Annotated in this window: 21 protein-coding genes; 10 read left to right on the forward strand and 11 right to left on the reverse strand. The window is 46.5% G+C overall.

The features are described 5' to 3' along the window. Window positions 1–9 precede the first annotated feature (9 nt). A complete protein-coding gene (locus ACIGBN_RS08660; protein WP_133001303.1) occupies window positions 10–1227 on the reverse strand; it encodes an ROK family transcriptional regulator in 1218 nt (405 codons plus the stop codon). Between the two features lie 165 nt (window positions 1228–1392). On the opposite strand from ACIGBN_RS08660, the gene ACIGBN_RS08665 reads away from it, so the two are divergent. Then, on the forward strand, window positions 1393–2589 hold the full coding sequence (locus tag ACIGBN_RS08665; RefSeq protein ID WP_396664884.1) for an AGE family epimerase/isomerase: 1197 nt from the start codon (window positions 1393–1395) through the stop codon (window positions 2587–2589). A gap of 81 nt (window positions 2590–2670) precedes the next feature. After that, window positions 2671–3624 (forward strand): LysR family transcriptional regulator, encoded by a 954-nt coding sequence (locus tag ACIGBN_RS08670; protein ID WP_396664885.1) that lies wholly within the window; start codon window positions 2671–2673, stop codon window positions 3622–3624. Between the two features lie 88 nt (window positions 3625–3712). Here ACIGBN_RS08670 and can read toward each other — a convergent pair whose 3' ends face one another. From can to ACIGBN_RS08695, 5 genes are all read right to left on the reverse strand, one after another. After that, on the reverse strand, window positions 3713–4345 hold the full coding sequence (gene can, locus ACIGBN_RS08675) for a carbonate dehydratase (RefSeq protein WP_133001306.1): 633 nt from the start codon (window positions 4343–4345) through the stop codon (window positions 3713–3715). After that, window positions 4335–5198, reverse strand: coding sequence for a putative RNA methyltransferase (locus tag ACIGBN_RS08680; protein WP_133001307.1), 864 nt, complete (start codon window positions 5196–5198; stop codon window positions 4335–4337). Before ACIGBN_RS08680 ends, can begins: the two co-directional genes overlap by 11 nt. 134 nt (window positions 5199–5332) lie before the next feature. Continuing rightward, window positions 5333–7354: a putative bifunctional diguanylate cyclase/phosphodiesterase gene (locus ACIGBN_RS08685; RefSeq protein ID WP_396664887.1), complete on the reverse strand. Its 2022-nt coding sequence runs from the start codon at window positions 7352–7354 to the stop codon at window positions 5333–5335. Between the two features lie 46 nt (window positions 7355–7400). Next, complete coding sequence (locus ACIGBN_RS08690) at window positions 7401–8252, reverse strand: DUF1853 family protein (RefSeq protein ID WP_396664889.1); 852 nt, start codon at window positions 8250–8252, stop codon at window positions 7401–7403. Then, window positions 8253–8597, reverse strand: coding sequence for a YqcC family protein (locus tag ACIGBN_RS08695; protein WP_396664891.1), 345 nt, complete (start codon window positions 8595–8597; stop codon window positions 8253–8255). A gap of 101 nt (window positions 8598–8698) precedes the next feature. Between ACIGBN_RS08695 and ACIGBN_RS08700 the strand changes: the two genes are divergently transcribed. Continuing rightward, window positions 8699–9772, forward strand: a complete 1074-nt coding sequence (locus tag ACIGBN_RS08700) for a DUF3549 family protein (protein ID WP_133001311.1) — start codon at window positions 8699–8701, stop codon at window positions 9770–9772. 41 nt (window positions 9773–9813) lie between these two features. Here the strand turns inward: ACIGBN_RS08700 and ACIGBN_RS08705 are convergent, their stop codons facing one another. The 3 genes from ACIGBN_RS08705 to rlmKL all read right to left on the reverse strand — a co-directional run bounded on the left by ACIGBN_RS08705 (window position 9814) and on the right by rlmKL (window position 13389). Continuing rightward, window positions 9814–10074 (reverse strand): formyltetrahydrofolate deformylase, encoded by a 261-nt coding sequence (locus ACIGBN_RS08705; RefSeq protein ID WP_133001312.1) that lies wholly within the window; start codon window positions 10072–10074, stop codon window positions 9814–9816. A 191-nt stretch (window positions 10075–10265) separates the two neighbouring features. Then, entirely contained in the window at window positions 10266–11123 is an 858-nt protein-coding gene (gene purU, locus ACIGBN_RS08710) for a formyltetrahydrofolate deformylase (RefSeq protein ID WP_133001313.1), read from the reverse strand. Window positions 11124–11211: 88 nt separating this feature from the next. After that, entirely contained in the window at window positions 11212–13389 is a 2178-nt protein-coding gene (gene rlmKL / locus ACIGBN_RS08715) for a bifunctional 23S rRNA (guanine(2069)-N(7))-methyltransferase RlmK/23S rRNA (guanine(2445)-N(2))-methyltransferase RlmL (protein ID WP_133001314.1), read from the reverse strand. 121 nt (window positions 13390–13510) lie between these two features. Between rlmKL and rmf the strand changes: the two genes are divergently transcribed. Further along, a complete protein-coding gene (gene rmf, locus ACIGBN_RS08720; RefSeq protein ID WP_133001315.1) occupies window positions 13511–13720 on the forward strand; it encodes a ribosome modulation factor in 210 nt (69 codons plus the stop codon). 129 nt (window positions 13721–13849) lie between these two features. On the opposite strand, the gene ACIGBN_RS08725 is transcribed toward rmf, so the two are convergent. Beyond that, a complete protein-coding gene (locus tag ACIGBN_RS08725) occupies window positions 13850–14890 on the reverse strand; it encodes a quinone-dependent dihydroorotate dehydrogenase (protein WP_396664893.1) in 1041 nt (346 codons plus the stop codon). A gap of 40 nt (window positions 14891–14930) precedes the next feature. Further along, window positions 14931–15152, reverse strand: coding sequence for a DUF2835 family protein (locus ACIGBN_RS08730; protein WP_133001317.1), 222 nt, complete (start codon window positions 15150–15152; stop codon window positions 14931–14933). Between the two features lie 129 nt (window positions 15153–15281). Here ACIGBN_RS08730 and ACIGBN_RS08735 point away from each other — a divergent pair, with 129 nt between their 5' ends. From ACIGBN_RS08735 to ACIGBN_RS08760, 6 genes are read left to right on the forward strand one after another with little or no spacing between them, the layout of a single operon-like run. After that, the gene (locus ACIGBN_RS08735) at window positions 15282–16250 is read left to right on the forward strand and encodes an AAA family ATPase (protein WP_396664895.1); all 969 of its coding nucleotides are present in this window, start codon (window positions 15282–15284) and stop codon (window positions 16248–16250) included. A gap of 5 nt (window positions 16251–16255) precedes the next feature. After that, window positions 16256–17167 (forward strand): DUF58 domain-containing protein, encoded by a 912-nt coding sequence (locus tag ACIGBN_RS08740; protein WP_133001319.1) that lies wholly within the window; start codon window positions 16256–16258, stop codon window positions 17165–17167. After that, the gene (locus tag ACIGBN_RS08745; protein ID WP_133001320.1) at window positions 17167–17643 is read left to right on the forward strand and encodes a DUF4381 domain-containing protein; all 477 of its coding nucleotides are present in this window, start codon (window positions 17167–17169) and stop codon (window positions 17641–17643) included. The genes ACIGBN_RS08740 and ACIGBN_RS08745 overlap by 1 nt, the downstream gene beginning before the upstream one ends. Next, a complete protein-coding gene (locus tag ACIGBN_RS08750; protein ID WP_341562949.1) occupies window positions 17636–18634 on the forward strand; it encodes a VWA domain-containing protein in 999 nt (332 codons plus the stop codon). Before ACIGBN_RS08745 ends, ACIGBN_RS08750 begins: the two co-directional genes overlap by 8 nt. Beyond that, a complete protein-coding gene (locus tag ACIGBN_RS08755; protein WP_396664898.1) occupies window positions 18631–20385 on the forward strand; it encodes a VWA domain-containing protein in 1755 nt (584 codons plus the stop codon). The genes ACIGBN_RS08750 and ACIGBN_RS08755 overlap by 4 nt, the downstream gene beginning before the upstream one ends. Then, window positions 20379–22229, forward strand: coding sequence for a BatD family protein (locus ACIGBN_RS08760; RefSeq protein ID WP_396664900.1), 1851 nt, complete (start codon window positions 20379–20381; stop codon window positions 22227–22229). Before ACIGBN_RS08755 ends, ACIGBN_RS08760 begins: the two co-directional genes overlap by 7 nt. Window positions 22230–22235 lie beyond the last annotated feature (6 nt).

Raw genomic sequence — 22235 nt, forward strand, 5'->3', positions numbered from 1 at the left:
TGAATGACCTCATAGTGACTGCTTGGTTGACTGAGAAGAAGCCAATAATAACAACTCTCGTTGTGGCGCGAAGGTTTCGTAAAGTGGCAATACCGCCGCCCCGAGTGTCACGGCGGCATCATCTGCATGGGCCGAACAAATATCCGGCACTGGCAACACACTCTGCTGCGCCAAGATTTTCTGCACGGCACCAATCAGCATCGACTGTACTACATTCGGCAAGCGCCCACCGATCACTATGGCTTCTGGGTCATATAAGGCAATCACAGCACTCAAGGCTGGCTGAATCTCAAACGCCACTTCTTGCGACCACTGATCAATCATTTGTCGGTATTCCTGTCGCTGCCAGTCTCCAGCAAGCTCCGGCCACGCCAACGAGTGCAGTGCAAAGTAACGCGTTAAGGAGGAAACCGATAACGCTTCTAATATCCAGCGCCCATGTTTTCCGGTTGCAGTAGGAATCAACCCAAAGCTGCCCGCTTTACCGTGTGCCCCTGTGTAACACTCTCCATCCGCCACCACACTGCCACCACAGGCAATACTGACAAACAAATAGAAGAAGTGCTTTCGTGGTGCTGTCGAAGCAAACAAAAGCTCGCTGGTGGCCGCTGCCACGGCGTCATTTTCTGTGTAGCAAGGCAAACCGGTTTGCTCTGAAAGCCATGTTTCAAAGGCAGACGATTGCCAATAGGTTAACTCGGCCTGTAATCCTGCCAGATCAGAGCGCTGCTCAGCGTCCGTCACCAACGAATCAAGCCAGGCATCCATATAATCTGGTTTCGCTAGACCAACCCCTTGTACTTTCGCCCAATCACCTTGCAAGCGTACTTTCACTTCGCTAAGCAATGTTTGGGCAATCTCTTTCGCCATTTGCTCTGTTGGAAAGGACACTTGCTGCTCAAGAGAAACAACACAATGACCACTAAAATCAAGCAAGGCTGCGCTAATACGATCACGGTCTACATTAATGCCAAGCCCATAAGCCCCTTGATGATTCAAACTTAATTGCACTGATGGTTGGCCTCGACGACCTCTTACTTTGCCATCAATTTTCAACAAATCACGCTCAAGAAGTGAAGAGGTAATAACAGAAATGGTCTGCGCGCTTAGCCCTGTTTGCTGCGCAATGTTACTTCGCGACACGCCCGGTGTTTGGCGAACTAATTGAAGAATGATACGTTCATTGTAAATACGACTTTGTTCTGAGGTGCTACCCGACGATTTCATACGTGACTGCTCTGCTATGAAGGCTGTAAACTAGCGATTTCTTTTTATTAAATCTAATTGATTTAATACTAAAAGGCGCTAGTATGCCATGGTATTCTTTTATATTGATCCACAGACACCTAACAACAAAAAACCATTAATACACCATACCGCAAGGAAAACCCTATGAGCCAATCTCCAGACTTCCGCTCAACCGCTTTCTTAGATCAGCACATTAAGTCGACGATGGACTTCTACCATCCAAACTGCATCGATCCTGAAGGTGGTTTCTTCCAGTTTTTCAAAGACAATGGCGACATTTACGATCGTGACACCCGCCATCTAGTCAGCAGCACTCGCTTTGTATTCAACTACGCGAAAGCCTACCTTAACGAAGGTAAAAGCGAATATTTAGACGCCACACGACACGGTTTAGCGTATCTGCGCGAGCGTCATAAACGCGACAACGGTGGCTATGTTTGGCTGCTCAATAAAGACGAAAACCTAGACGAAACAAACCACTGCTATGGTTTGGCGTTTGTACTACTCGCCTACTCCATTGCTTATAAAGCGGGTGTTGAAGAAGCCAAGCCGTGGATTGCTGAAACCTTCGAACTAATGGAAAAGCATTTTTGGGACGCCAAGTTCGAATTGTACAAAGACGAAATTTCCGCTGATTGGCAGACCGTCTCTGAGTATCGTGGACAAAATGCCAATATGCACAGCTGCGAAGCCCTTATTGCCGCTTTTGATGCCACTCAAGAGTCACACTACCTAGATCGCGCCTTGCTACTGGCGCAAAATGTTTGCCAACGCCAAGCCGCACTAGGCCAAGGCCAAATCTGGGAGCACTACACCACGCAGTGGGAAATTGACTGGGAATACAACAAAGAAGACCCTAAAAACCTGTTCCGTCCTTGGGGCTTCCAGCCAGGACACCAAACGGAATGGTCCAAATTGTTGCTGCTTATTCAACAACGCAAACCACAAGACTGGCTCGTGCCAAAGGCCGTGTCTCTCTTTGAACACGCTTGGTCTCAATCTTGGGATGCCGACAACGGTGGCCTGTGCTACGGCTACAACCCTGAAGGCGAAGTCTGTGACGGCGATAAGTACTTTTGGGTACAAGCTGAGTCATTTGCCGCGGCGGCCATGCTGGCGTTGGAAACAAAGGACGCGCTTTACTGGGAACGCTATGAGGCACTTTGGCAATACAGCTGGGACCACATGATTGATCATAAATTTGGGGCTTGGTTCCGAATTTTGCATCAAGACAATCGCGCCTATGACGATTGCAAAAGCCCAGCCGGAAAAACCGATTACCATACCATGGGAGCCTGCTACGAAGTCATTGAGCAACTAAGCAGAACCACCGCAAACTAACGCTAATATTGGGGTTCATCGTTCTAATCATTGGGAAAATGCAGTATGATGCAGCCCAATGCTAATCGACATGAGCCCCTTATGCAGTTAGATAAAATAGATCTCAACTTACTTCGTTATTTAGACTCCCTGTTACGAGAACAAAACGTTACTCACGCAGCAAACCAATTAGGTATTACCCAGCCTGCCATGAGTAATGGCCTACGACGATTAAGAGATCTATTTCACGATCCATTATTGGTTCGTACTAGCGATGGCATGATGCCAACGGCGCTCTCTATTCAGCTGCAACCTCGCGTTCAGCGGATCTTGCAATCTGTTGATGAAGTACTGCACCTTGGTCAAAACTTCGAAGCCGAATCCAGCTCCCGTGTGTTTCGCATCATGGCCAGTGATTACGCCGAAGCCACTCTGATCCCTCCCCTAATGAAAAAGCTGCAAAGCGACGCGCCTAGCGTGATTTTAGACGTCATGAACCCTAGCGATGTCAGTTTTCACGATGTCGAAAAGGGCAAGGTCGATTTGGTGATTAACCGCTTTGAAACACTGCCTCAGTCGTTTCACCAAAAATCCGTCTGGGTAGATCGCTTCTCTTGTTTGGTGCCAGCGAATTCAGACATTGCGAAAAACTTCACCCTAGAAACCTACCTTGCTTCCCCTCACGTGTGGGTCAGTAAAACAGGCTTTGGTGTTGGTGTTGGCATTCAACCAGAAGAAGTGCAAAAGCTGGGCTGGGTCGACAGTTCATTAGCCGATCTTGGGTATAAGCGAAACATTCGCTTGTTTACGCGAAACTACAATGTGGCGATGCGAGCAACAGAGCAACTAGGCCTGATCGCTACCTTACCGTCTTTGGCGACAAAATTGATGGAAGGCAATAATAATGTCATCGTCCTGCCGCCACCGTTTGAAATTCCGCCAGTTGAACTGAAAATGCTGTGGAGCCCTCTGCTGCAACACGATCCTGGCCACATCTGGTTACGATCCACGATTGCGGGCTGTGCTCGGGCAATTGCTGAAAACAATAGCCTATAAACCAGATCCGTTCACTGTACGACACAAAAAAACGAGCGCTTGGCTCGTTTTTTTGTGTCTTCTCATCGCTCTACTGAGCCATCAGAAACTAAAGCTCATTGAGTTTTCTTTCCGCATCTTCTAAAGACGACGCCGTTACATCAAGGTCGGTAATATGACCATTATTAATGCTGTAACACCAACCGTGAACGTGCAGGTCTTGACCATTTTTCCACGCATTTTGAACTATGCTACTTTGCGAAACATGAGACACCTGCTCCATCACATTAAGCTCACACATGCGATCAAAACGCTGATGATCGTCTTCAATACCGTCGACTTCTTTCTTATGCAGACGGTACACGTCTTTAATATGGCGCAGCCAGTTATCAATCAAGCCGTGCTCATCCGCGTCCATTGCCGCTTTAATACCACCACAGCCGTAATGCCCTACTACCATGATGTGCTTCACTTTCAACACATCCACAGCAAATTGAATAACGGACAAACAGTTCAGGTCCGTATGCACAACGACGTTGGCGATATTGCGGTGAACAAACACTTCACCTGGCATTAAATCAACAATTTGGTTCGCCGGTACACGACTGTCCGCACAGCCAATCCATAAATATTCTGGTCTTTGCTGCTTGGACAGCGTTTCAAAGAAATCTGGATCTTCACTGTTTACTTTTTCAGCCCACTCTCTGTTTTTCTGAAAAAGATGACTCAAACTATTTGGCATTATGATCTTCCTCTGTCGTCTTTTGATACCAACGAAAATTTACATGTGCAGTTAAATTAATGGTGTTCAATTGTTTTACCGCTTCTTTGCCATCATAGGAGGCTTTGTGTATATGCGGTGTCATGCATAAAAGATGCTGTATTTCCTCTTGAGAGTCCAATCTGAATGGATAATGAAGAGAACTTTCATTGATCAATTCAAAGCCTTCAATACCGTCACTGTGGGTCGCTTTATAAGGGTGAATACTCGGGTATAAGATCTGACGCAATTCCAATAAATGATCCGCCCCTGATTCTACAAGGAGCAGGTAGCCCTTATCGGACAGGGTGCGAGCAAACTCACTAAAGACCGGAAAGCCAAATAAACACAACACCACATCCAAACAATCATTCGGCATCGGTAAACTGGCATTACTGCCCACAATCCAGGTCGCATCTTTATCGCGCTTGCTGGCGGCGGTGACCGCCCACTTGGAAATGTCTAACCCCACTCTCTGCAAGGCAACATTGCGCTTGGCAAATTCAGCAGCCAAATGGTGTAAGTAGTAGCCTTCACCACAACCGGCGTCTAATACACGGCAAGGTGAGCTATCAATAAGGGCGCTAGGCCATTGATCGATAATATGTTTTACGATGGGGAAATAGTGATCAAGATTCAGAAAAGACTGTCGGTAAGACACCATTTCCTTACTGTCACCAGGGTCTTTGGAGCGTTTATTTTGGACAGGTAATAAGTTGATATAACCAGATTTGGCAATGTCAAAAGAGTGCCCATTGGAACAAACCAAACTGCGCTCTTGTGAGCTCAGTGGTTGTTTATCAATCGGGCAGGAAAGGTGTTCAAACGTTGGCACAATGTTTCCGCTGAAGATAATTTTGTGTTTAGTTTATGAGGATATCCCTCTATAAACAAGTTAACTCGCGCCGAGAGAAACAAAAGCGCAAAAATAGATGGGTATTTTTCAGATTCGATACAGAATATTGCCAATTAATGTACCGCTAACAGCGTTGTTTGCCCCATCAAATGGCTGTCCATATAGACAGAAAAATCACTATTATTCATCGGTCGAGCAAAAAAGTAGCCTTGCACTTCTTCGCAATGATAGCCATTTAGCACCTCTACTTGGGAGTGATTTTCGACCCCTTCGGCGATCACTTTTAAATTCAAGCTATTGGCCATCGCTATGGTCGCTTTGACAATGGCATCATCGTCATTATCAAAGCCTAAATCATTCACAAAAGAACGGTCTATTTTTAGCGTTTGGATAGGGAATTTTTTGAGATACGCCAAAGACGAATACCCAGTACCAAAATCATCAATGGATAAGGTTAAACCTAATGCTCTAAAAGCATGCAGTTTTTCGACTGTTTGCTGAGCATCCGCCATCAACATACTTTCGGTTAATTCTAACTCTAGGTAACGTGAATCAACGCCGGTTTCTTCTAAAATTTGACTGACCATTTCCACCAGATCAGACTGCATAAACTGTCGACCCGATAAATTCACCGACAAACTAATAGGAGGATAACCCTGTTCGCGCCACTCTTTTAATTGATAACAGGCACGTCGAATCACCCATTCACCCAATGGCAAAATCAAACCACTCTCTTCAGCCAAAGGAATAAATTGGTCGGGACTAATCATGCCAAGTTCAGGATGCATCCAGCGGATCAGCGCTTCAGCGCCCACCGTGGCTTTATCAGACAAACGAATTTTAGGCTGGTAAAAAAGCTCAAACTGCTCTTCCTCTATGGCTTTACGCAAACCGCCACCCAATGTTAGGTGCGCTCGGATGGTATCGGCCATCGCGGCGTCATAAATACAGTAAGAATTGTGTGAAATGGATTTTGCGCGATACATAGCCGCATCGGCATTTTTAAGTAGGTTATCTATGCTTTCACCATGCTCAGGGTAGCAGGTGATACCAATGCTCGCGGTAATCATCATTTCCATTTTAGACACAGGATAAGGCTTGATGGAATGCTTTATCACGGTGTCAGCAATGGCTGTCAACTCTTCCATTCCTGTTGCGTGCTCTTGGACAATCACAAACTCGTCGCCGCCTAAGCGATATAAGCACGCCGATTGTGGAATTGTGCTTTTAATCCGCTCCGCCACTTGCTGGATTAATTCATCCCCAACTCTATGGCTGAAGGTGTCATTAACCACTTTAAAACCATCTAGATCCAGCGATAAAACGCCAAATTTAAGGCCTCTTTTTCGCGCATTCACCAACGCCCTTTCAAGCTGACTATAAAGTAGGTTGCGGTTGGGCAATTGAGTTAATGGATCGTAATTATTCAATTTATAAAGGACGATTTCATGGTCCCTTTCTTCTTGAATATCGTGCGCTAAAAAGAACACTCGATCGCTCGATGCTTGATAACACACTTCTATTTGATGCCAACGCACCCCTCGCAGAGTCGATAAACGAATCTCTTGGGTCAACAATGACTTGTTCGACAGCATATCTATCATGCTATGCGCTGCACTTGAGACCACAAACAGCTCTTCTATTTTTTCGACGCGACCAAAGCGCGAAGAAAAGCTGTCGTTCATTTCAACACTAACGCCTTTGCCGTCAAAAACCGCCATAGGCAAGGTATTAAAGCATTGAACCATATCGAAAGAAGAGCACGTCATTCCAGACACACGGTCAACCACAGCGGTATCATTCACCGCTAAAGACTGCACCTTAACGGACACCCCTTTATGGTTTCCCCCTAGAGAAATCAAGGTTCCAATGCAATTCACACGCTCTTGTCCGGTGTCAGAACAAGGCCATATAAACTGCAAAGAGGCACCATCTGGTTGGCTTTTTGCGAAATTTTGGAGGCGAAGTAAAAGGCTTTCGTCAATGCTAAACAAGGATAGGTCGTCGCCATTGAAAAAGTGACTAAATAACCATTTAGCCTCTTTATTACTCCATGAAATACTAGCTCTCTCAATATCAACAACCCAAGTGGACTGACTGATCTTAGGGCTTAATATATTAGGACGTTCTATCATTCGATATTATTCTACTGCAATAAAAAGACGTGTTTGGAGTACTAGATTACCACGTATCAGGAACAACAAAGACACTATATTTCGTGGTCGACTGAATATTTTTAGCATCTTGGGAGAAACACAGGTACTGTGGGCGAGAATCATTATTAAAGCCCTCAAGCCAGCGTTTAATGCACGCTGTGTTGAAGACCTCATAAGCATTCTGGAATCCAGATAAAGAGAGCCAATGGGGCTTTTCTACCGCCCTAACAGAAGAAAACTGTGTCAGTAATGAGGGGGCATTTGAGGCATAAACCCAACCGCCAAAGCCACTATCATTCATCAAGCCTAACGCGTTCTTGCTTGCGTTTAAAGACAAAAACAAGCGACCATAAATCAATAAACAGGGCCTAATCGGTCGCCCTTTGATCACTGACTGGCATTGTTTTTTCGCGCTATCTGTCTCTAAAATCGTCAGCTGATGCGCCCTAGCCCGCGATACTTTCTTGTGTAGGCTGTCATTTTTATTCGGCCCTATCCAATGCTCTGGATAAAGATCCGGACGCTCCAAATAAAACTTAATGGCAATTTCAAATTGCAATAAATCCCCGTCAGGAGTCTCCACCAGCATATCCACTTCGCCCAAGGTTTTCCCTTGATCTACTATTTGCTCATGCTCCAGAAGCACCTTTAAGGTTGAAAAATGCTGTATCGCAAACGAAAACAACACCTCGAAGTAACTTCCTAAAAAGTGGGATTTACAGGCTGCTACGGCCTCTTCAAGAGGACGCGGGTTAGCGGATAAGGCTTGCAAACTCTGCGACCAGTCTCCATGCCAATAAACCGACAGATCAAGATCGCTTTCAATAAGGTGACCTTCCATCAGCCACCGTAAGTCGTTCACATAAGGAGACGACATCTATTGGCTCTTGCCATTCAAATGCGCATCAATACGATCCAAGGCAGCCACAATATTGGCCACATAATGGGCAGGGTAAGCGCTAAAAGCGTCCGCGGCCATCGGCGATATATGACACCGTGTCGGCAGGGCTGCGCCCTCCTCTAACATCTGCTTAAAACGCGCCATCATGACAAACCTCAGCCACTGAGCAAAGCTCATGGTATCAATACAAAATGGCGCCACACTCGCCAGCGCCTCTTCGCTCGGCGGCTCACACTCCCAAGCGCCACATTCTCTTAACGCCATTTCCAAATCCATTAACCTATCCGCCAGAAGATAATGTTTTTCGAACCGACTATTCAACCTGATTTCTCCTGTAAAAAACGGTAATATGGCACCATATTTCGTTTATCATCGCCGTTTTAAAAGGCGCTAACACAATTCAAATGAGTCTGTAATTTACCATGAAAAACATTGAATCGCTTTGCGATCTTTTTGATATGGTTGGCTGTGATGCCACCTTTTACGATCTTGGCCGCCACATTACAAAAATCACACCGCAACAAGTCATTCAATTTGACCGAAAACAACAAGCCTATCCTTTTCCTTTTCGCCAATGCGCTTGGCTTGCTTGTTTTTTAAAAAGCAAAGACAGCCAAAAGAAAGACGCCCGCGACACCGGTGTTGTGTGGTTTATTAAACTGCCTTTGGACGAAGCAGGCTGCCTAAATCTAGGCACTCGAGATCATTTTATTAAATCCATTGTCGATAAAATCCTTCACAAAGGCGAGGCCGCGGGACTGTCTGAGGCGCTCGAAGATAACCCGTATGTTTTCAAACCTGATCAAGAACGTATGGCCAGTTTTCACGCCATTCTTGCGACCAATGTAAACGGTGAAAGATCCGTATACTTTCAAGATGTCATCGACTATTTAACCAATACAGCCTTAACAGAAGATCAAGATGAGTGGCAAAAGCTTGGCCTACAAGGCATCGCTGAATTGGCCGTCAAGGTGAACGAAGAAAACTTTGCGACGCTGATCCTAAAAGCCATCAAGCAGGCTCCAGCCCCATTAGTTAGCGCGCTTTGCCATGCTCTCGAGCACGAAACCTTACCAAATGAATTAATCTCAGCCATTACTGAGAAGCTACTTCAAGAGCAAGACAGTTTAATGCAAGCAAGCTACCTTCGTGCCTTGTCACGCTCAGAATTAGACGACGCGTTATTGCTGCCGTTGTTTGCCATATTGGGCAGCGTCAACGAATGCTCCGATGAGCAAACACACCCGATTGCAGCACTGGCGGCGAAATGCCCCCATTGGCTAGCCAAGAACCCCCAGCTATTGAGAATCGTGATGGAGAAACTGGCGCATCGAAATGACGCTTATGTGGCATTTAGACAGGTTTCCAGTGAGCTTAGCCAGCATCCTGAAACACGACAACCATTATGGGATTTATTCAGAAGTGAACGTATTAGCCCAAGCTTAGCGCAGGCAATCAGTCATTTATTCACACAGACGCCAACGTCCGTGCAGTAACCAAACATGGCCAATGGCGATCCGTTGCAGTTGGCCATTATTTAGTGGTGAGTGACTTGGCTTTTGCGCATTGAACGCATCTCTTTACGATGCTCAACAAACGCCTCACTTAATAGATAGTCACCTTGCTCGGTGCATTCTAAAGCCCCTCGATTTACCAAAGCTTCCAATGTTTTGGGCAAAACTTTTTGACGCTTATCCCCCTTCACAAAATAAAATTGCTCATCTAACTGAACAATTTCAAACCCTGACTCTAAAAAGCCGACACATAGATTCTGAGTTGGCGTTAATTTGAGCTTCATAGTTCTCCCCTCATAGCCGTCTCTATTTAGAATGCTTCCGCTTAACTATAGTCAATAATCGATAGAACAAAAAGCGAGCAGGAGAAAATCAATAAAGAGCCCTCTCTCTTTCACACGGACCTAGGCTGACTGTGGGCCAATAAAAAAGGGAAGACAAAAATGCCTTCCCTTTTTTTCAGATCCATCCCTTGCTAGTCAGCAAATACGATCGTTTTATTACCGTGTACCAGTACTCTGTCTTCTAGGTGATAACGCAAGCCTCGTGACAACACAAGCTTCTCGATGTCTTTACCAAGACGCACCATGTCCGCAGCCGCATGACTATGACGAACACGAATTACATCCTGCTCAATAATCGGCCCAGCGTCCAAATCGGCGGTCACATAATGACAGGTCGCACCGATCAATTTAACACCGCGTACAGCGGCTTGATGATAAGGTTTGGCACCAATAAACGACGGCAAGAAACTGTGATGAATATTGATCACCCTATGACGGTACTTCTTGCACAAGTATTCTGGGAAAATCTGCATATAACGCGCCAAGACAATCGTGTCGGCCTGAGCATTATCGATGCAAGCTTCAATTTCTTGGAACGCCGGCATTTTATTGTCTTTCGGCACTGAAATGCAGTGATAAGGGATCTTATACCACTCCACCATAGAGCGCAGCGACTCATGATTGGCAATAACACCAACAATGTCGCAGTTTAACTCACCAGTATGCCAACGGTGCATGATGTCGTTTAAGCAATGGGATTCTTTGGTTGCCAACAGCATCACTTTAGGGCGATCTTCACTGTCTTTGACGTACCAGCGCATATCAAACTCTTCCGCAATCGCCGCGAACTCTTCACGAAAAGTCGCCACATCAACAGACAAGCTTTGTGCATCTATGTCATGGCGCATAAAGAACCATTTTGACTCTAGATCGGTATGATGACTGGCTTCAACAATCGAGCCTTCGCGCTCCTTAATAAACTGAGAAACGGCTGACACAATCCCAGTACGGTCTGGGCAACTAATAACAAGACGAAATGTTTTTCTCATTTTAAAAACTTATAAACCTATACAATTCAATATATTAGAAATACATATTTGTTAATTAGATTCAGCCTTAACACTAGGCTGAATCACTCTATTGAGCCACTTCCTTATGTCGAATGACCCAACACTGGTGAATTTTAGTGTTGCGGTCAAAATCAAGATCCAGTGTTTGTTTAGTCACATTGTCAATGTCGAACTCTGTTGCTAACGCCTCATCAAGAATGAAACGACGATAGTTATTAGAGAAGATCAGTTCGCCTTTTTTCGACAATCGGGCCATCGCCAAGCGAATCAAATCGCCATGGTCTCGCTGAATATCCAACACTTCGGCCATTTTCTTCGAGTTAGAAAACGTCGGTGGATCCATAAAGATAAAGTCGTACTTATCTTTGTTCGTACGCAACCATTCAAAACAATCGGCACGCTCTACTTTGTGATCGCGTGGCGAAAATTCATTCAGCTCAATATTACGACGCGCCCACTCGGTGTAGGTATTCGACATATCAACACTGTAGGTACTTCGCGCACCCCCTTGACCCGCGTGCACTGACGCTGTCGCGGTATAGCAAAACAAGTTAAGGAAGCGTTTGCCATTGGCTCTGTCTTGAATCAATTTACGCACTGGACGGTGATCCAAAAACAAACCTGTGTCTAAGTAATCTTTCAGATTGACGATAAACTCACAACCGTACTCTTCAACAATCATTTCATGCTGAGACTGGTCAAGCTTTTCGTATTGCGCTTTCCCTGTTTGCTTCTGACGATGCTTCACCACCACATTCGACTCAGCAATATTTAAGGCGCTAGGAATGGCAGACACAGCATCAAACAAACGCTGCTTTGCTTTCTCAGGGTCAATGCTTTTTGGTGCTTGATACTCTTGAACGTGCGCCCAATCTTTATAGATATCGATGGCGACGGCGTATTCAGGCATGTCCGCATCGTAAACTCGGTAACATTCGATGTTATTTTTGTCCGCCCACTTTTTGAACTTTTTCATGTTCTTTTGCAGACGATTTGCAAACATTTTGGCGCCTGGCGACATCACAGATTGCGCCACCACGTCTTCTTTAATGCTGCCAGCTAAAATCGGGAAGCGATACGCGCGGCACTCTAAGCCACCGTTGATCACTCGTGTGCTTTTTTCTGGTCGAACAGGGATTTGTCGTGCCAACTGCTCATTGCTGGTTAGCATCATAAACTGCCAACCACGAACATGATTCACCACCCATTCCCCAAGATCACGATATAAAGCAATCAAGGTCATTTCATCGCCCAAACGCTCACCATAAGGTGGGTTTGAAATCACCAAACCTGGTTTTTCTTTATTAATCTCGAATTCATGCTCTTGGAAAGGCGTCATGGAGACATCAATCAAGTCCGTTAAACCCGCTCGCTTAATGCACTCTCGTGCCGCGGCAATGGCTTTTTGCTCACGGTCCGTACCTTGGAAACGAATGCCTAATGTTGCCGGGTCTTTTTTGCGGTTTTTCGCAAAATCCATCAACTGTTGCCACAAACGGTGATCGTGCTGCTTCCAGCCTTTGAATCCCCAATACTGGCGACGCAACCCTGGCGCAATGTCCAGCGACATCAGGGCCGCTTCAACCAGAAAAGTACCCGAACCACACATTGGGTCGATTAATTGCGTTAAGCCGCAATCTCTTCCCCAACCGGCACGCATCAACAAACCGGCGGCCAAGTTTTCTTTCAGAGGCGCCATACCACCGTGCTGACGGTAGCCGCGACGGTGCATACTTTCGCCGGCCAAATCGATACTAATGGTGACGGTATCACGCTTAATACGCACGGCGATTCGCACATCTGGCTGTTCTTTTTCAACGCTTGGGCGCTCTCCAGACAAGGCGACAAAATAATCGGCAATCGCATCTTTGGTACGCACTGCACCAAATTGCGTATTACGAATATGGTCATTGGTGCCATGACAATCAATGGCAATGGTATTGGTTGCCGTCAGGTGCGCCGACCAATCTACCGCTTTTACGCCATCGTAAAGGTCATCCGCAGATTCTATTTTGAAGCTTGCAACGGGGAACATCACGCGCGTTGCCACTCGTGACCAAAGACACGCTTTGTACATGCCTTCTAGATTTGTCGAGAGCTTCACTTGGCCTTCGCCTAAACGAGTTTGCAGCAATCCTTCAGCATGCAACTCTTGCTCTAAGACATTCTCCAATCCGAGTGGACAGGTAATTTCTAACGCATAAACCTGTTCTACTGAGTCTGTCGTCTGTGTATCTGTTGTCATTTTTAATTACTTTTTTAAATTTTCTGTGAATGTATTAGAGCAAAGTGTTTTTAGACAATCTCTCGCATCTAAACTAGCTTTTAAAGCTCGATCTGAAAAAAAGAATAAGAGGAAGACACCTATGAAGAAACAAAAAAGAGATCTTCACCATCGCGCTTACCTTCGTGGCTATCGTGCTGGAATGGCGGGCCGTTCAAAAGGCCTTTCCATTCAATATCAAGAAAGCGCTCGCCCCGATTGGCTTGCTGGGTGGCGAGAAGGTCGCGAGGACATGTGGAATGGGCTCTCTCCTGTAGAAGGTACCCATAAAACATTTAGCCTAGTGCATTAATGTCTTGTTTCTTTTAATCTCGATCTTTATCTCTATTCGCGTTTAGCGAATTGTACAAATAAGTGAGGCGGGACTGCTACCCGCCTCACTTCATATTGCCCTTTAGCAAGGCAAGGTCGTTCTTTTTCGTTAACCTTCTAAATCCAATTCTCGATAGAAGCCATCCGTACAAGCAATCGCTTCTTTCACCAACTCAGGGCCTTGATAAATAAACCCAGAATAAAGCTGTACCAGCTGCGCGCCGGCTTGCAGTTTCTCAACCGCATCTTCGCCACTTGAAATACCGCCTACCCCAATAATAGGTAACTCACCTTTCAAATGCTCTGCCAGCACTCGCACCACATGGGTCGACGCATCTCGTACTGGCGCACCACTCAAACCGCCCGCTTCAGAAGCGTATTTATGCCCAGCAACCGCGTCGCGTGACAAGGTGGTGTTTGTGGCAATAATACCATCAACCCCTTGGGCAAGCAGCGTATCAGAAACCAATTTGATTTCATCGTCTGTCATGTCTGGGGCAATTTTTACCGCCAATGGCACGCGTTTGCCATGCGCTGACTCGTAGCGATTTCGCGCTTCGGTCAAGGGGGCAATTAACTGAGCCAGGCTTTCACCAAACTGTAAGCTACGCAAGCCCGGGGTATTCGGTGAACTGATGTTCGCAGTAATGTAATCCGCATAAGGGATCACTTCTTGTAAGCAAGTAAGATAATCTGCGGCGGCATCCTCTACTGAGGTCGACAAATTCTTGCCAATGTTAACCCCCAATACACCTGGATAGCGGTGGGATTTTATACGAGAAACCACATGCGCTACACCTTTATTGTTGAAGCCCATACGATTAATAATCGCATTGTGTTCCGGCAAACGAAAAAGGCGTGGTTTAGGATTACCGCTCTGCCCTTTTGGTGTAACCGTACCCACTTCCACAAAACCAAACCCAAGTGCGCCTAGCGCTTCAAACGCATCCGCGTTTTTATCCAAACCCGCCGCTAGCCCGACAGCGTTAGGGAAACGTAGCCCCATCACATCAACCGGTTTAGTAGCAGGCAAACCTTCAAAGAACTTAGTCAATCCCAGTCGACTACTCGCCGCTAAAAGGTCTAATGACAATTCATGGGAGACCTCAGGATCCAGTTTAAAAAGTAATGAGCGAGCAAGGTTATACATAGACAGGGCTCCTAACCGTGTGAGTATGAGGCTAAGTGGATTAACGTATTTGTGTCACACCAACTAATTTGTGTCTGTCATCGAATTCTACTTCAAAAATCCCATTCACGCCGCGATAAGAAACAAAGCGCTGAAAGGCTGACAAAGGCAACTGTACTTTTCGCCCATCAAGGCTACTAGCCACGACATTTTTTGCAATGCCTGAATACGCTGCTTCGTATTGAGAAGCACTCAATATCACTTCCACTACGATTTTTGCCACTTTCCTTTCCTATGCTTACGCATCTCTTACAACTAACGCCTTGTATGTAAAGTTTTGAATCCGATAAGATGGAACCTATTATATTGTGTTGACACCTTTTTTGACAGAAGTATAAGGAACTTAGGTTCGATGGAATCAGTAATTGAGAAGTTAAAAGACCATCTAAATCATGCCGTTATTGGCCAACCTGATTTAACTAATGAATTACTAGTGGCGCTGATCGCCAATGGCCATGTTCTGTTAGAGGGGCCGCCAGGCATTGCTAAAACAACCGCCGCAAAAGCATTGGCCAGCGCAATAGACAGCCGCTTTCAACGCATTCAGTTTACCCCTGACTTGTTACCGGGCGATGTCACAGGGTCTGATATTTACCAACAAGAAACAGGGCAATTTTCGTTTGTTCCAGGCCCCATCATGAACGACATAGTGCTCGCAGATGAAATCAACCGAGCACCTGCAAAAGTTCAGTCGGCACTGCTAGAGGCCATGGGAGAAAGACAAGTGACTGTGGGCAATAATAGCTACCCACTGTCGGCGTTGTTTTTTGTCATTGCCACACAAAACCCCATTGAGCAAGAAGGGACCTACCCCTTGCCCGAAGCGCAACTTGATCGTTTTATGATGAAGATCAATCTGGGTTACCCCAGCGCCGAAAGCGAACTCGAAGTGTTGCGCATGGTCAGACAACAAGACCTGCATAAAACATTTTCCAGCAGCGTCCAAACCATTTGCACCCCTGCCGACATTTTGGCGTTACAACAAAAAGCCCTGTCTTTGTACATGTCAGAATCTGTCGAGCATTATATTGTTCAACTGGTAATGGCAACACGTCATCCTGAGCATTATTTAGGTGATACGGCAAATGGCAACAGTTTAATCGACTTTGGCGCAAGCCCTCGTGGCACACTCGCACTAGACCGCTGCGCGCGTGCGAACGCCCTACTGCAAGGCCGAGATTTCGTCACGCCAGACGACGTTAGACAAGTGGTATTACCCGTGTTGCGCCACCGCATCATTACTTCTTTTGAAGCACAAGCCGCGGGGCTTTCAGAAGACGAATTACTCAATAGGCTCATCAGTCACGTACCAGCGCTATAGCCCCTATGAACCCATTATTATCGCCAACGTCGCCAGAACTGAACGACTCTGATTTTGCTTTGCTCGCCCATTACGCAAAGCATTTAGGGCGCGCCTCGTCAGCGGCTCGATTCACCCTTAAGTCCGGTGAAAAGCGCTCGAAAAAGAAAGGTCATGGCATGGAAATGCTGGAATTACGTCCTTATCAAACGAGCGATGATTTAAGACACATAGACTGGCGAGTGACTGCTCGAACCGGCCATACGCACACGCGCCTCTACGCCCAAGAAAATGATCACCAACGAATATTATTACTCGATTTATCCCCAGACGCTTACTTCAGCACCCGTTACGCATTTATCTCCACACGCTTTATCCAGCTGGCAGGATTGATTGCATGGCGCTCAGAGCAACAAGGTGACAAATTGCTTTATAACTTAAGCTTTGGTGGGCAAAGTCTGGAGCATCTCAATAAAAGTTCTGTTTGGGGAATGATCAGCCAATTAAAAAACGCCTCAAAAACAAGCAACAGAAACCATCAAGCCACCTCAGATCTGGGTTGGTATGGCTCCAAAGTGACCAGCAAAGCTCGTAATAAAGACATTATTATTTTGACCGACAAACAGCACTGGGATGCCAAGCAACAAACCGCGTTACAACAGCTGGCTAAGCACAACCAAATCCATTGGGTGCAAATATTTGATCATCACTCTTTCGAACTGCCACCTGGGCAGTATCAATTTGCTGACGCGATGGGCACAACGTCGGTGAAAATCAGCAAAAAGAGCTCAGAACAAGCCAAAAAAGACTTTTTCGAACAAAATGCGACCATGCGTCAACGTTTGGCCAAAATTGGCATTCGCCACCAACTTTTCGATATCAGCGAACCCCCTGAAGGCATTGCTCGATACCTATTAAACCAAGGGGCGTTACGATAATGGCAGCAAATCCGACTTTCTCAGCCTTACCTCATAAGGCGTATTTATTACCGGATGCCGTGCCAATGTGGCCTCCAGTTTGGTGGACATGGCTGGCTGTGGCAGCCGTTATTCTGATACTGTTTGGCGCGATATTAGTGCTGATCATAAGACACAAAAAACGCGCCTACCGACGCGAAGCACTGGCCGCACTAAAACACGCCGACGACAAGGTATTAGACAAAGAACTGGTTGTCCTATGCCATGAACTCATCCGTCGCTGCCTAGTCAGTGAAAACAAGTCCACATTGGCCGCGCTGCCCGCGCCTCAGCTGTTTAATACACTTGACCAAAAAAACGCCGCCAAACACCGCTTTAGTTCACTCCCAGAAGACTTTATTAGCGGCCCATACCGTGGCGACATCACACTGTCTGCGGCGCAACGAGAACACATACTTAGCACCACTCGTTACTGGATAAGGAAGCACCATGCTTGAACTTACCTGGCCTTGGTTTCTCTGTCTTTTGCCTCTTCCTATTCTTTTTTACTTGCTCCCTAAAGTCGCCCCAAAAGGCCATGCTTTATGGTTCCCAAATGCTCGCTATCTGGCAAACAGACAAGAAAATCTGCCGTCTAAAAAATCCATTCGTTTGCCCATGGTGCTGCTCTGCCTAGCATGGGTCTGTTTAGTCTTTGCGATCGCACGCCCCACTTGGCTCGGCGCGCCCACCCAGGTAACCCCTTCGGGCCGCGACCTGCTCATTGCCCTAGATTTATCAGGCAGTATGCAGATCAAAGACATGACCTTAAACGGGCACCCTACGGATCGCTTGACGGCGGCCAAATCGGTCTTATCTGACTTTATTAAGAATCGCCGTGGCGACCGTATCGGGCTTATTGTGTTTGGCTCTAAAGCTTACTTACAAGCCCCTTTAAGCTTCGACACCAAAACCATTAATCAGCTAGTGCAAGAAGAGCAAATAGGTTTTGCCGGCGAGCAAACCGCCATTGGTGACGCCATTGGCTTGGGCATTAAGCGCCTCGAGAACAAACCTTCTGATAAAAAAGTATTGATCCTAATGACGGATGGCGCCAACACCGCTGGCCGAGTCAAACCCGATCAAGCAGCGAGCTTTGCGGCCTCTCAACATTTGCGCATTCATACCATAGGCATAGGGGCGGACAGCATGCAAGTTCAAGGCTTCTTCGGACCTCAAACCATTAACCCATCCAATGATCTTGATGAAAAAATGCTGAAAAACATCGCCCAAAAAACCGGTGGCGAATACTTCAGAGCAAAAAGCACAGACGACTTACGCCGCATTTATAAAACCTTAGACGCACTTGAGCCAACCCCCGCTCAAGCCATTTGGCAACGCCCTATCACCAGTTATTTTCACTGGCTTGGCTTAGCCGCGATGATTTTTCTAGGCCTCGCCTTGCTTGCCAGCGGTAAGTTCACCTTACGAATCGGGAGAAAAGCATGACCCTTTTCGACGTTATCCACTTTGAGCGCCCTTATTGGCTGCTGTTTATTCCCGTCACCTGGCTCGTGTTTGCTGTGATTCAATACCAACACACATCCAGCCACGGACTGAACAAAGCCATTGACCCCAATTTACTCGTGCACCTTGAGCACAAAGGCACGCAAGGAGTGGCCAACAAATGGCTTGGGCTGCTGTGTTTTAGCGTGTGTTGGATTGGCCTTGCTGGCATCAGCTGGACACAATCACCGTCCACCATGTTTGAATCAACCAGCAAAACCATATTGGTTGTCGACCAATCCATGTCAATGTACGCAACTGACATAAAGCCAGACAGAGAAACTCAACTAAAACAAACTGTTAGAGATATCCTGACACAAAGCAAAGATGGTGACATTGCCCTAGTGGCCTTTGCTGGCGACGCTTACACTATCAGTCCATTTAGCCAAGACAAAGACACCATCACCCATTTTTTATTGGCTCTTAACCCTCTGGTTATGCCCGTCTATGGCAGCAATCTTACCAGCGGCATACAAACCGCCTTGTCTCTTATTAACGACAAAAAAGCCCCCGTCCACCTTATCGTACTCACTGACAGCTTGGATTCATCAGACCAAGATGCAATCCCTAAACTGCTTGAAGATTACCAAGCCCGTGTGGATCTCATTGCGGTGGGCACAAAACAAGGCGGAGAGATTCAACTTCCCGACGGCCGGGTTTTAAAAGCAAACGGCAAACACGTCATTCCTGCCACCCCTATTGAAGACTTAAAAGCACTCAGCCAAACCATTCACGGTCATTTCTACCAAGGTCGATTATCGCCCGCAGAGCTAGACAAAATCACCGGCCAAGCTGAGGCAAATGACAACACCGAACAAGCCGACAACAAAAGCATTCACTGGATCGACCAAGGGCAATGGCTCGCTCTCCCTTTCCTATTATGGTTGGCCTTCCAATTTCGTCGCGGCATGTTATTTGCGCTTGTGTTAGGGGTGTTTTTCCTGCCTGCCAACAAGGCGACCGCCTCCCCTCTCGATTGGTTTAAAACGCCCGATCAACAAGGCCAGCAAGCGGTCGATAACGGTGACTGGAAAACCGCCGCCAAGCACTTTCAACGCCCTGACTGGAAAGCCGCTTCGGCATACGCCTTAGGCGATTACCAACAAGCCGCCGAGACGCTTGCAACACACAGCCACAGCGCAGCCGATCATTACAATCTAGGCAACGCCTTAGCGCTGGCGGGTAAAACAGAAAAAGCCATCGACGCTTATAAAAGAGCCTTAGAGCTAGACCCTTCGTTCAAGCAAGCAAAAGACAATCTTGATTACTTAGAGAAACAGCAGCAACAACAACGAAAAAAACAGCAAGATAAGAAAAATCAGCACCAAAAAGACAAACAAAAGAATCAACAGCAAAAAAATCAGCACCAAAATCAATCCGATAAAGATAAAGCTCAGCCATCGGACCAAGAAAATCCGCAATCAACACCAAAAAAAGACAATAAACCCTCTGAAAAACAAGACAAAAAGCCATCGTCCGAGGATAATAAAGAGCGCGAAAACAAGGCTGAAAATGAGCAGAAAAAATCGCCTGAAGCCAAATTAGACAACGAGCAGAAACAGGCTCTTAACCAATGGCTCAGACAAATTCAAGACGATCCAGGCACGCTATTGCAACGCAAACTCTGGTATCTACATCAAGAAAAACGTCACGAAAATCGATTTAGCCAAGAGGATGGGCAAAACCCATGGTAACAATGCGTCTATTTCATTCCGACTTTGCCTTAGGCAGAGTCATACGCCACACATTAGTCGCAATGATAGCCCTACTCTTCGCATCTCTTCCTTTTTATGCCCATGCAGAGAGCGTCGTTGCTTCATTAGACAAGAATAACGTCGCTGAAAACCAAGTGGTCCAACTCACCCTAAGAGCCGACTTCACCAATACGGGAAAAGGGCCAGACCTTAGCGCACTGAAAGAGAACTTCGATGTCTTAGGACAAAGCCAAAACAGTCAATTTAGTTTCAATGTGGGTTCAAACACCGCACTGACCTATTGGGTGATATCCTTAATGCCGAAATCTGTCGGCACATTCGAAATCCCTGCCATCAAAATTGGCGATCAAGCATCACAACCGCTCAAACTCATCGTACACAATGCGCCTCAACTATTAGATAACAAAGGCAACCCACCGGTGATGGTCAAAACGCACATCTCCCAAAACAGCCCTTATCTTCAACAGCAAGTCATTTTGAGCGAACAACTGTACACGTCCGTTTCTTTGCAAAATGCCAATTTGAGCAGCCCTTCTAACCCAGATTTAGTCATCGAGCGCCTCAGCGATGACCAAATGGCTTATCAAACCATTAACGGCACTCGATACCAAGTACTCACACGCCAATACCTGGTATTCCCTCAAAAAAGCGGGCAGATCAGCATCGCCCCTCAAAGTGTTCGCGCCATGATCAACACGGCGTCTGGCAATCGCATTATTAAAGTACAGAGCGACCCTATCGATTTACAGGTGCTGCCCATCCCACCAAGCTACCCTAGTGATAACTGGCTACCCAGCAGCTCGGTAACCATCACAACAAAACTCAGCAAAACCAGCGCTACGCCGAAAGTGGGTGACACCTTAATTTGGGACATAGAGGTCACCGCAAAAAACGCCTTACCTGAACAAATCCCTCAAATGACGTTTGAGAGCACCGCCGGCTACAAGCTCTACCCCCAACCAATTAAATTCACTAGCCAAAAAAATAGCGACGGTATTACTGGCCATCAGTCCATTAAAATTGAAGTGGTTCCTACGCAATCTGGCCCATTAACCATGCCGACCGCCACGCTCACCTACTGGGACACAAACAAAGAAGAAACCGCAACCGTCAGCGCCACCACCAACCCTATTACCATTGCCGCGCTACCTGCAACGAGCACTCCGAAGACGGCAACACCGCCCCCTGAGAGCAACGAAGAAGCGGGCAAACCCATCGCCCATAAAACCACGCAAAGCAGCAAAAAAGTTATCGATAACGCTTCTAACGCTCCGATTTCTTTAGCGAAGAAAAGCGAAAAAGACGCCTCGCCAGCCGCCGCCCCAATAAGCAATAATGACTCGACACCATGGTCATGGCGCCAATACACGATTTTCACTTTGGCAATCCTGCTTACGATTATGGTCATTGCCTGGTTGGTGCTTTTTATCAGAAGAAGAAAATCTTCGGCCAACAGTGAAGACAGCGTTCCTACCCTGCAAGAGTTCGCGCCGTTAATGTCAAACGATGAAAGCAGCGCTTTTCGCACCTTGATCCAGTGCTGCCGACAAGACAACCTTGCCGAATTAAGATCGCATTTATTAGAATGGTCTAGACACAGATGGGGCGACGAAAAAATTAAAAGCGTCGACGATATTAAACGCCTAGCCTCTTCTGTTAAGCTGACACAGTTATTGATGGAAGCGGAACTTATGATGTATTCCAACCAACCAAGCAATCAATGGCAGGGAACACCGTTGGCAGAAGCGCTTGAGGAATACAAAAGTGGTCAACCTAAAAAATCACAAGCAAGCCAGTTAAAAACGCTCTATCCAAATTTTTAAACGGGC

The organism is Marinomonas sp. NPDC078689, from assembly GCF_044542435.1.
GTDB classification, from domain to species: domain Bacteria; phylum Pseudomonadota; class Gammaproteobacteria; order Pseudomonadales; family Marinomonadaceae; genus Marinomonas; species Marinomonas arenicola.

What these genes read in the sequence shown, in the direction of transcription:
- ACIGBN_RS08660 (WP_133001303.1), bottom strand. Translation starts at nt 1,227, where the DNA reads ATGAAATCGTCGGGTAGCACCTCAGAACAAAGTCGTATTTACAATGAA.
- ACIGBN_RS08665 (WP_396664884.1), top strand. Translation starts at nt 1,393, where the DNA reads ATGAGCCAATCTCCAGACTTCCGCTCAACCGCTTTCTTAGATCAGCAC.
- ACIGBN_RS08670 (WP_396664885.1), top strand. Translation starts at nt 2,671, where the DNA reads ATGCAGTTAGATAAAATAGATCTCAACTTACTTCGTTATTTAGACTCC.
- can (WP_133001306.1), bottom strand. Translation starts at nt 4,345, where the DNA reads ATGCCAAATAGTTTGAGTCATCTTTTTCAGAAAAACAGAGAGTGGGCT.
- ACIGBN_RS08685 (WP_396664887.1), bottom strand. Translation starts at nt 7,354, where the DNA reads ATGATAGAACGTCCTAATATATTAAGCCCTAAGATCAGTCAGTCCACT.
- ACIGBN_RS08690 (WP_396664889.1), bottom strand. Translation starts at nt 8,252, where the DNA reads ATGTCGTCTCCTTATGTGAACGACTTACGGTGGCTGATGGAAGGTCAC.
- ACIGBN_RS08700 (WP_133001311.1), top strand. Translation starts at nt 8,699, where the DNA reads ATGAAAAACATTGAATCGCTTTGCGATCTTTTTGATATGGTTGGCTGT.
- ACIGBN_RS08705 (WP_133001312.1), bottom strand. Translation starts at nt 10,074, where the DNA reads ATGAAGCTCAAATTAACGCCAACTCAGAATCTATGTGTCGGCTTTTTA.
- purU (WP_133001313.1), bottom strand. Translation starts at nt 11,123, where the DNA reads ATGAGAAAAACATTTCGTCTTGTTATTAGTTGCCCAGACCGTACTGGG.
- rlmKL (WP_133001314.1), bottom strand. Translation starts at nt 13,389, where the DNA reads ATGACAACAGATACACAGACGACAGACTCAGTAGAACAGGTTTATGCG.
- rmf (WP_133001315.1), top strand. Translation starts at nt 13,511, where the DNA reads ATGAAGAAACAAAAAAGAGATCTTCACCATCGCGCTTACCTTCGTGGC.
- ACIGBN_RS08725 (WP_396664893.1), bottom strand. Translation starts at nt 14,890, where the DNA reads ATGTATAACCTTGCTCGCTCATTACTTTTTAAACTGGATCCTGAGGTC.
- ACIGBN_RS08735 (WP_396664895.1), top strand. Translation starts at nt 15,282, where the DNA reads ATGGAATCAGTAATTGAGAAGTTAAAAGACCATCTAAATCATGCCGTT.
- ACIGBN_RS08740 (WP_133001319.1), top strand. Translation starts at nt 16,256, where the DNA reads ATGAACCCATTATTATCGCCAACGTCGCCAGAACTGAACGACTCTGAT.
- ACIGBN_RS08745 (WP_133001320.1), top strand. Translation starts at nt 17,167, where the DNA reads ATGGCAGCAAATCCGACTTTCTCAGCCTTACCTCATAAGGCGTATTTA.
- ACIGBN_RS08750 (WP_341562949.1), top strand. Translation starts at nt 17,636, where the DNA reads ATGCTTGAACTTACCTGGCCTTGGTTTCTCTGTCTTTTGCCTCTTCCT.
- ACIGBN_RS08755 (WP_396664898.1), top strand. Translation starts at nt 18,631, where the DNA reads ATGACCCTTTTCGACGTTATCCACTTTGAGCGCCCTTATTGGCTGCTG.
- ACIGBN_RS08760 (WP_396664900.1), top strand. Translation starts at nt 20,379, where the DNA reads ATGGTAACAATGCGTCTATTTCATTCCGACTTTGCCTTAGGCAGAGTC.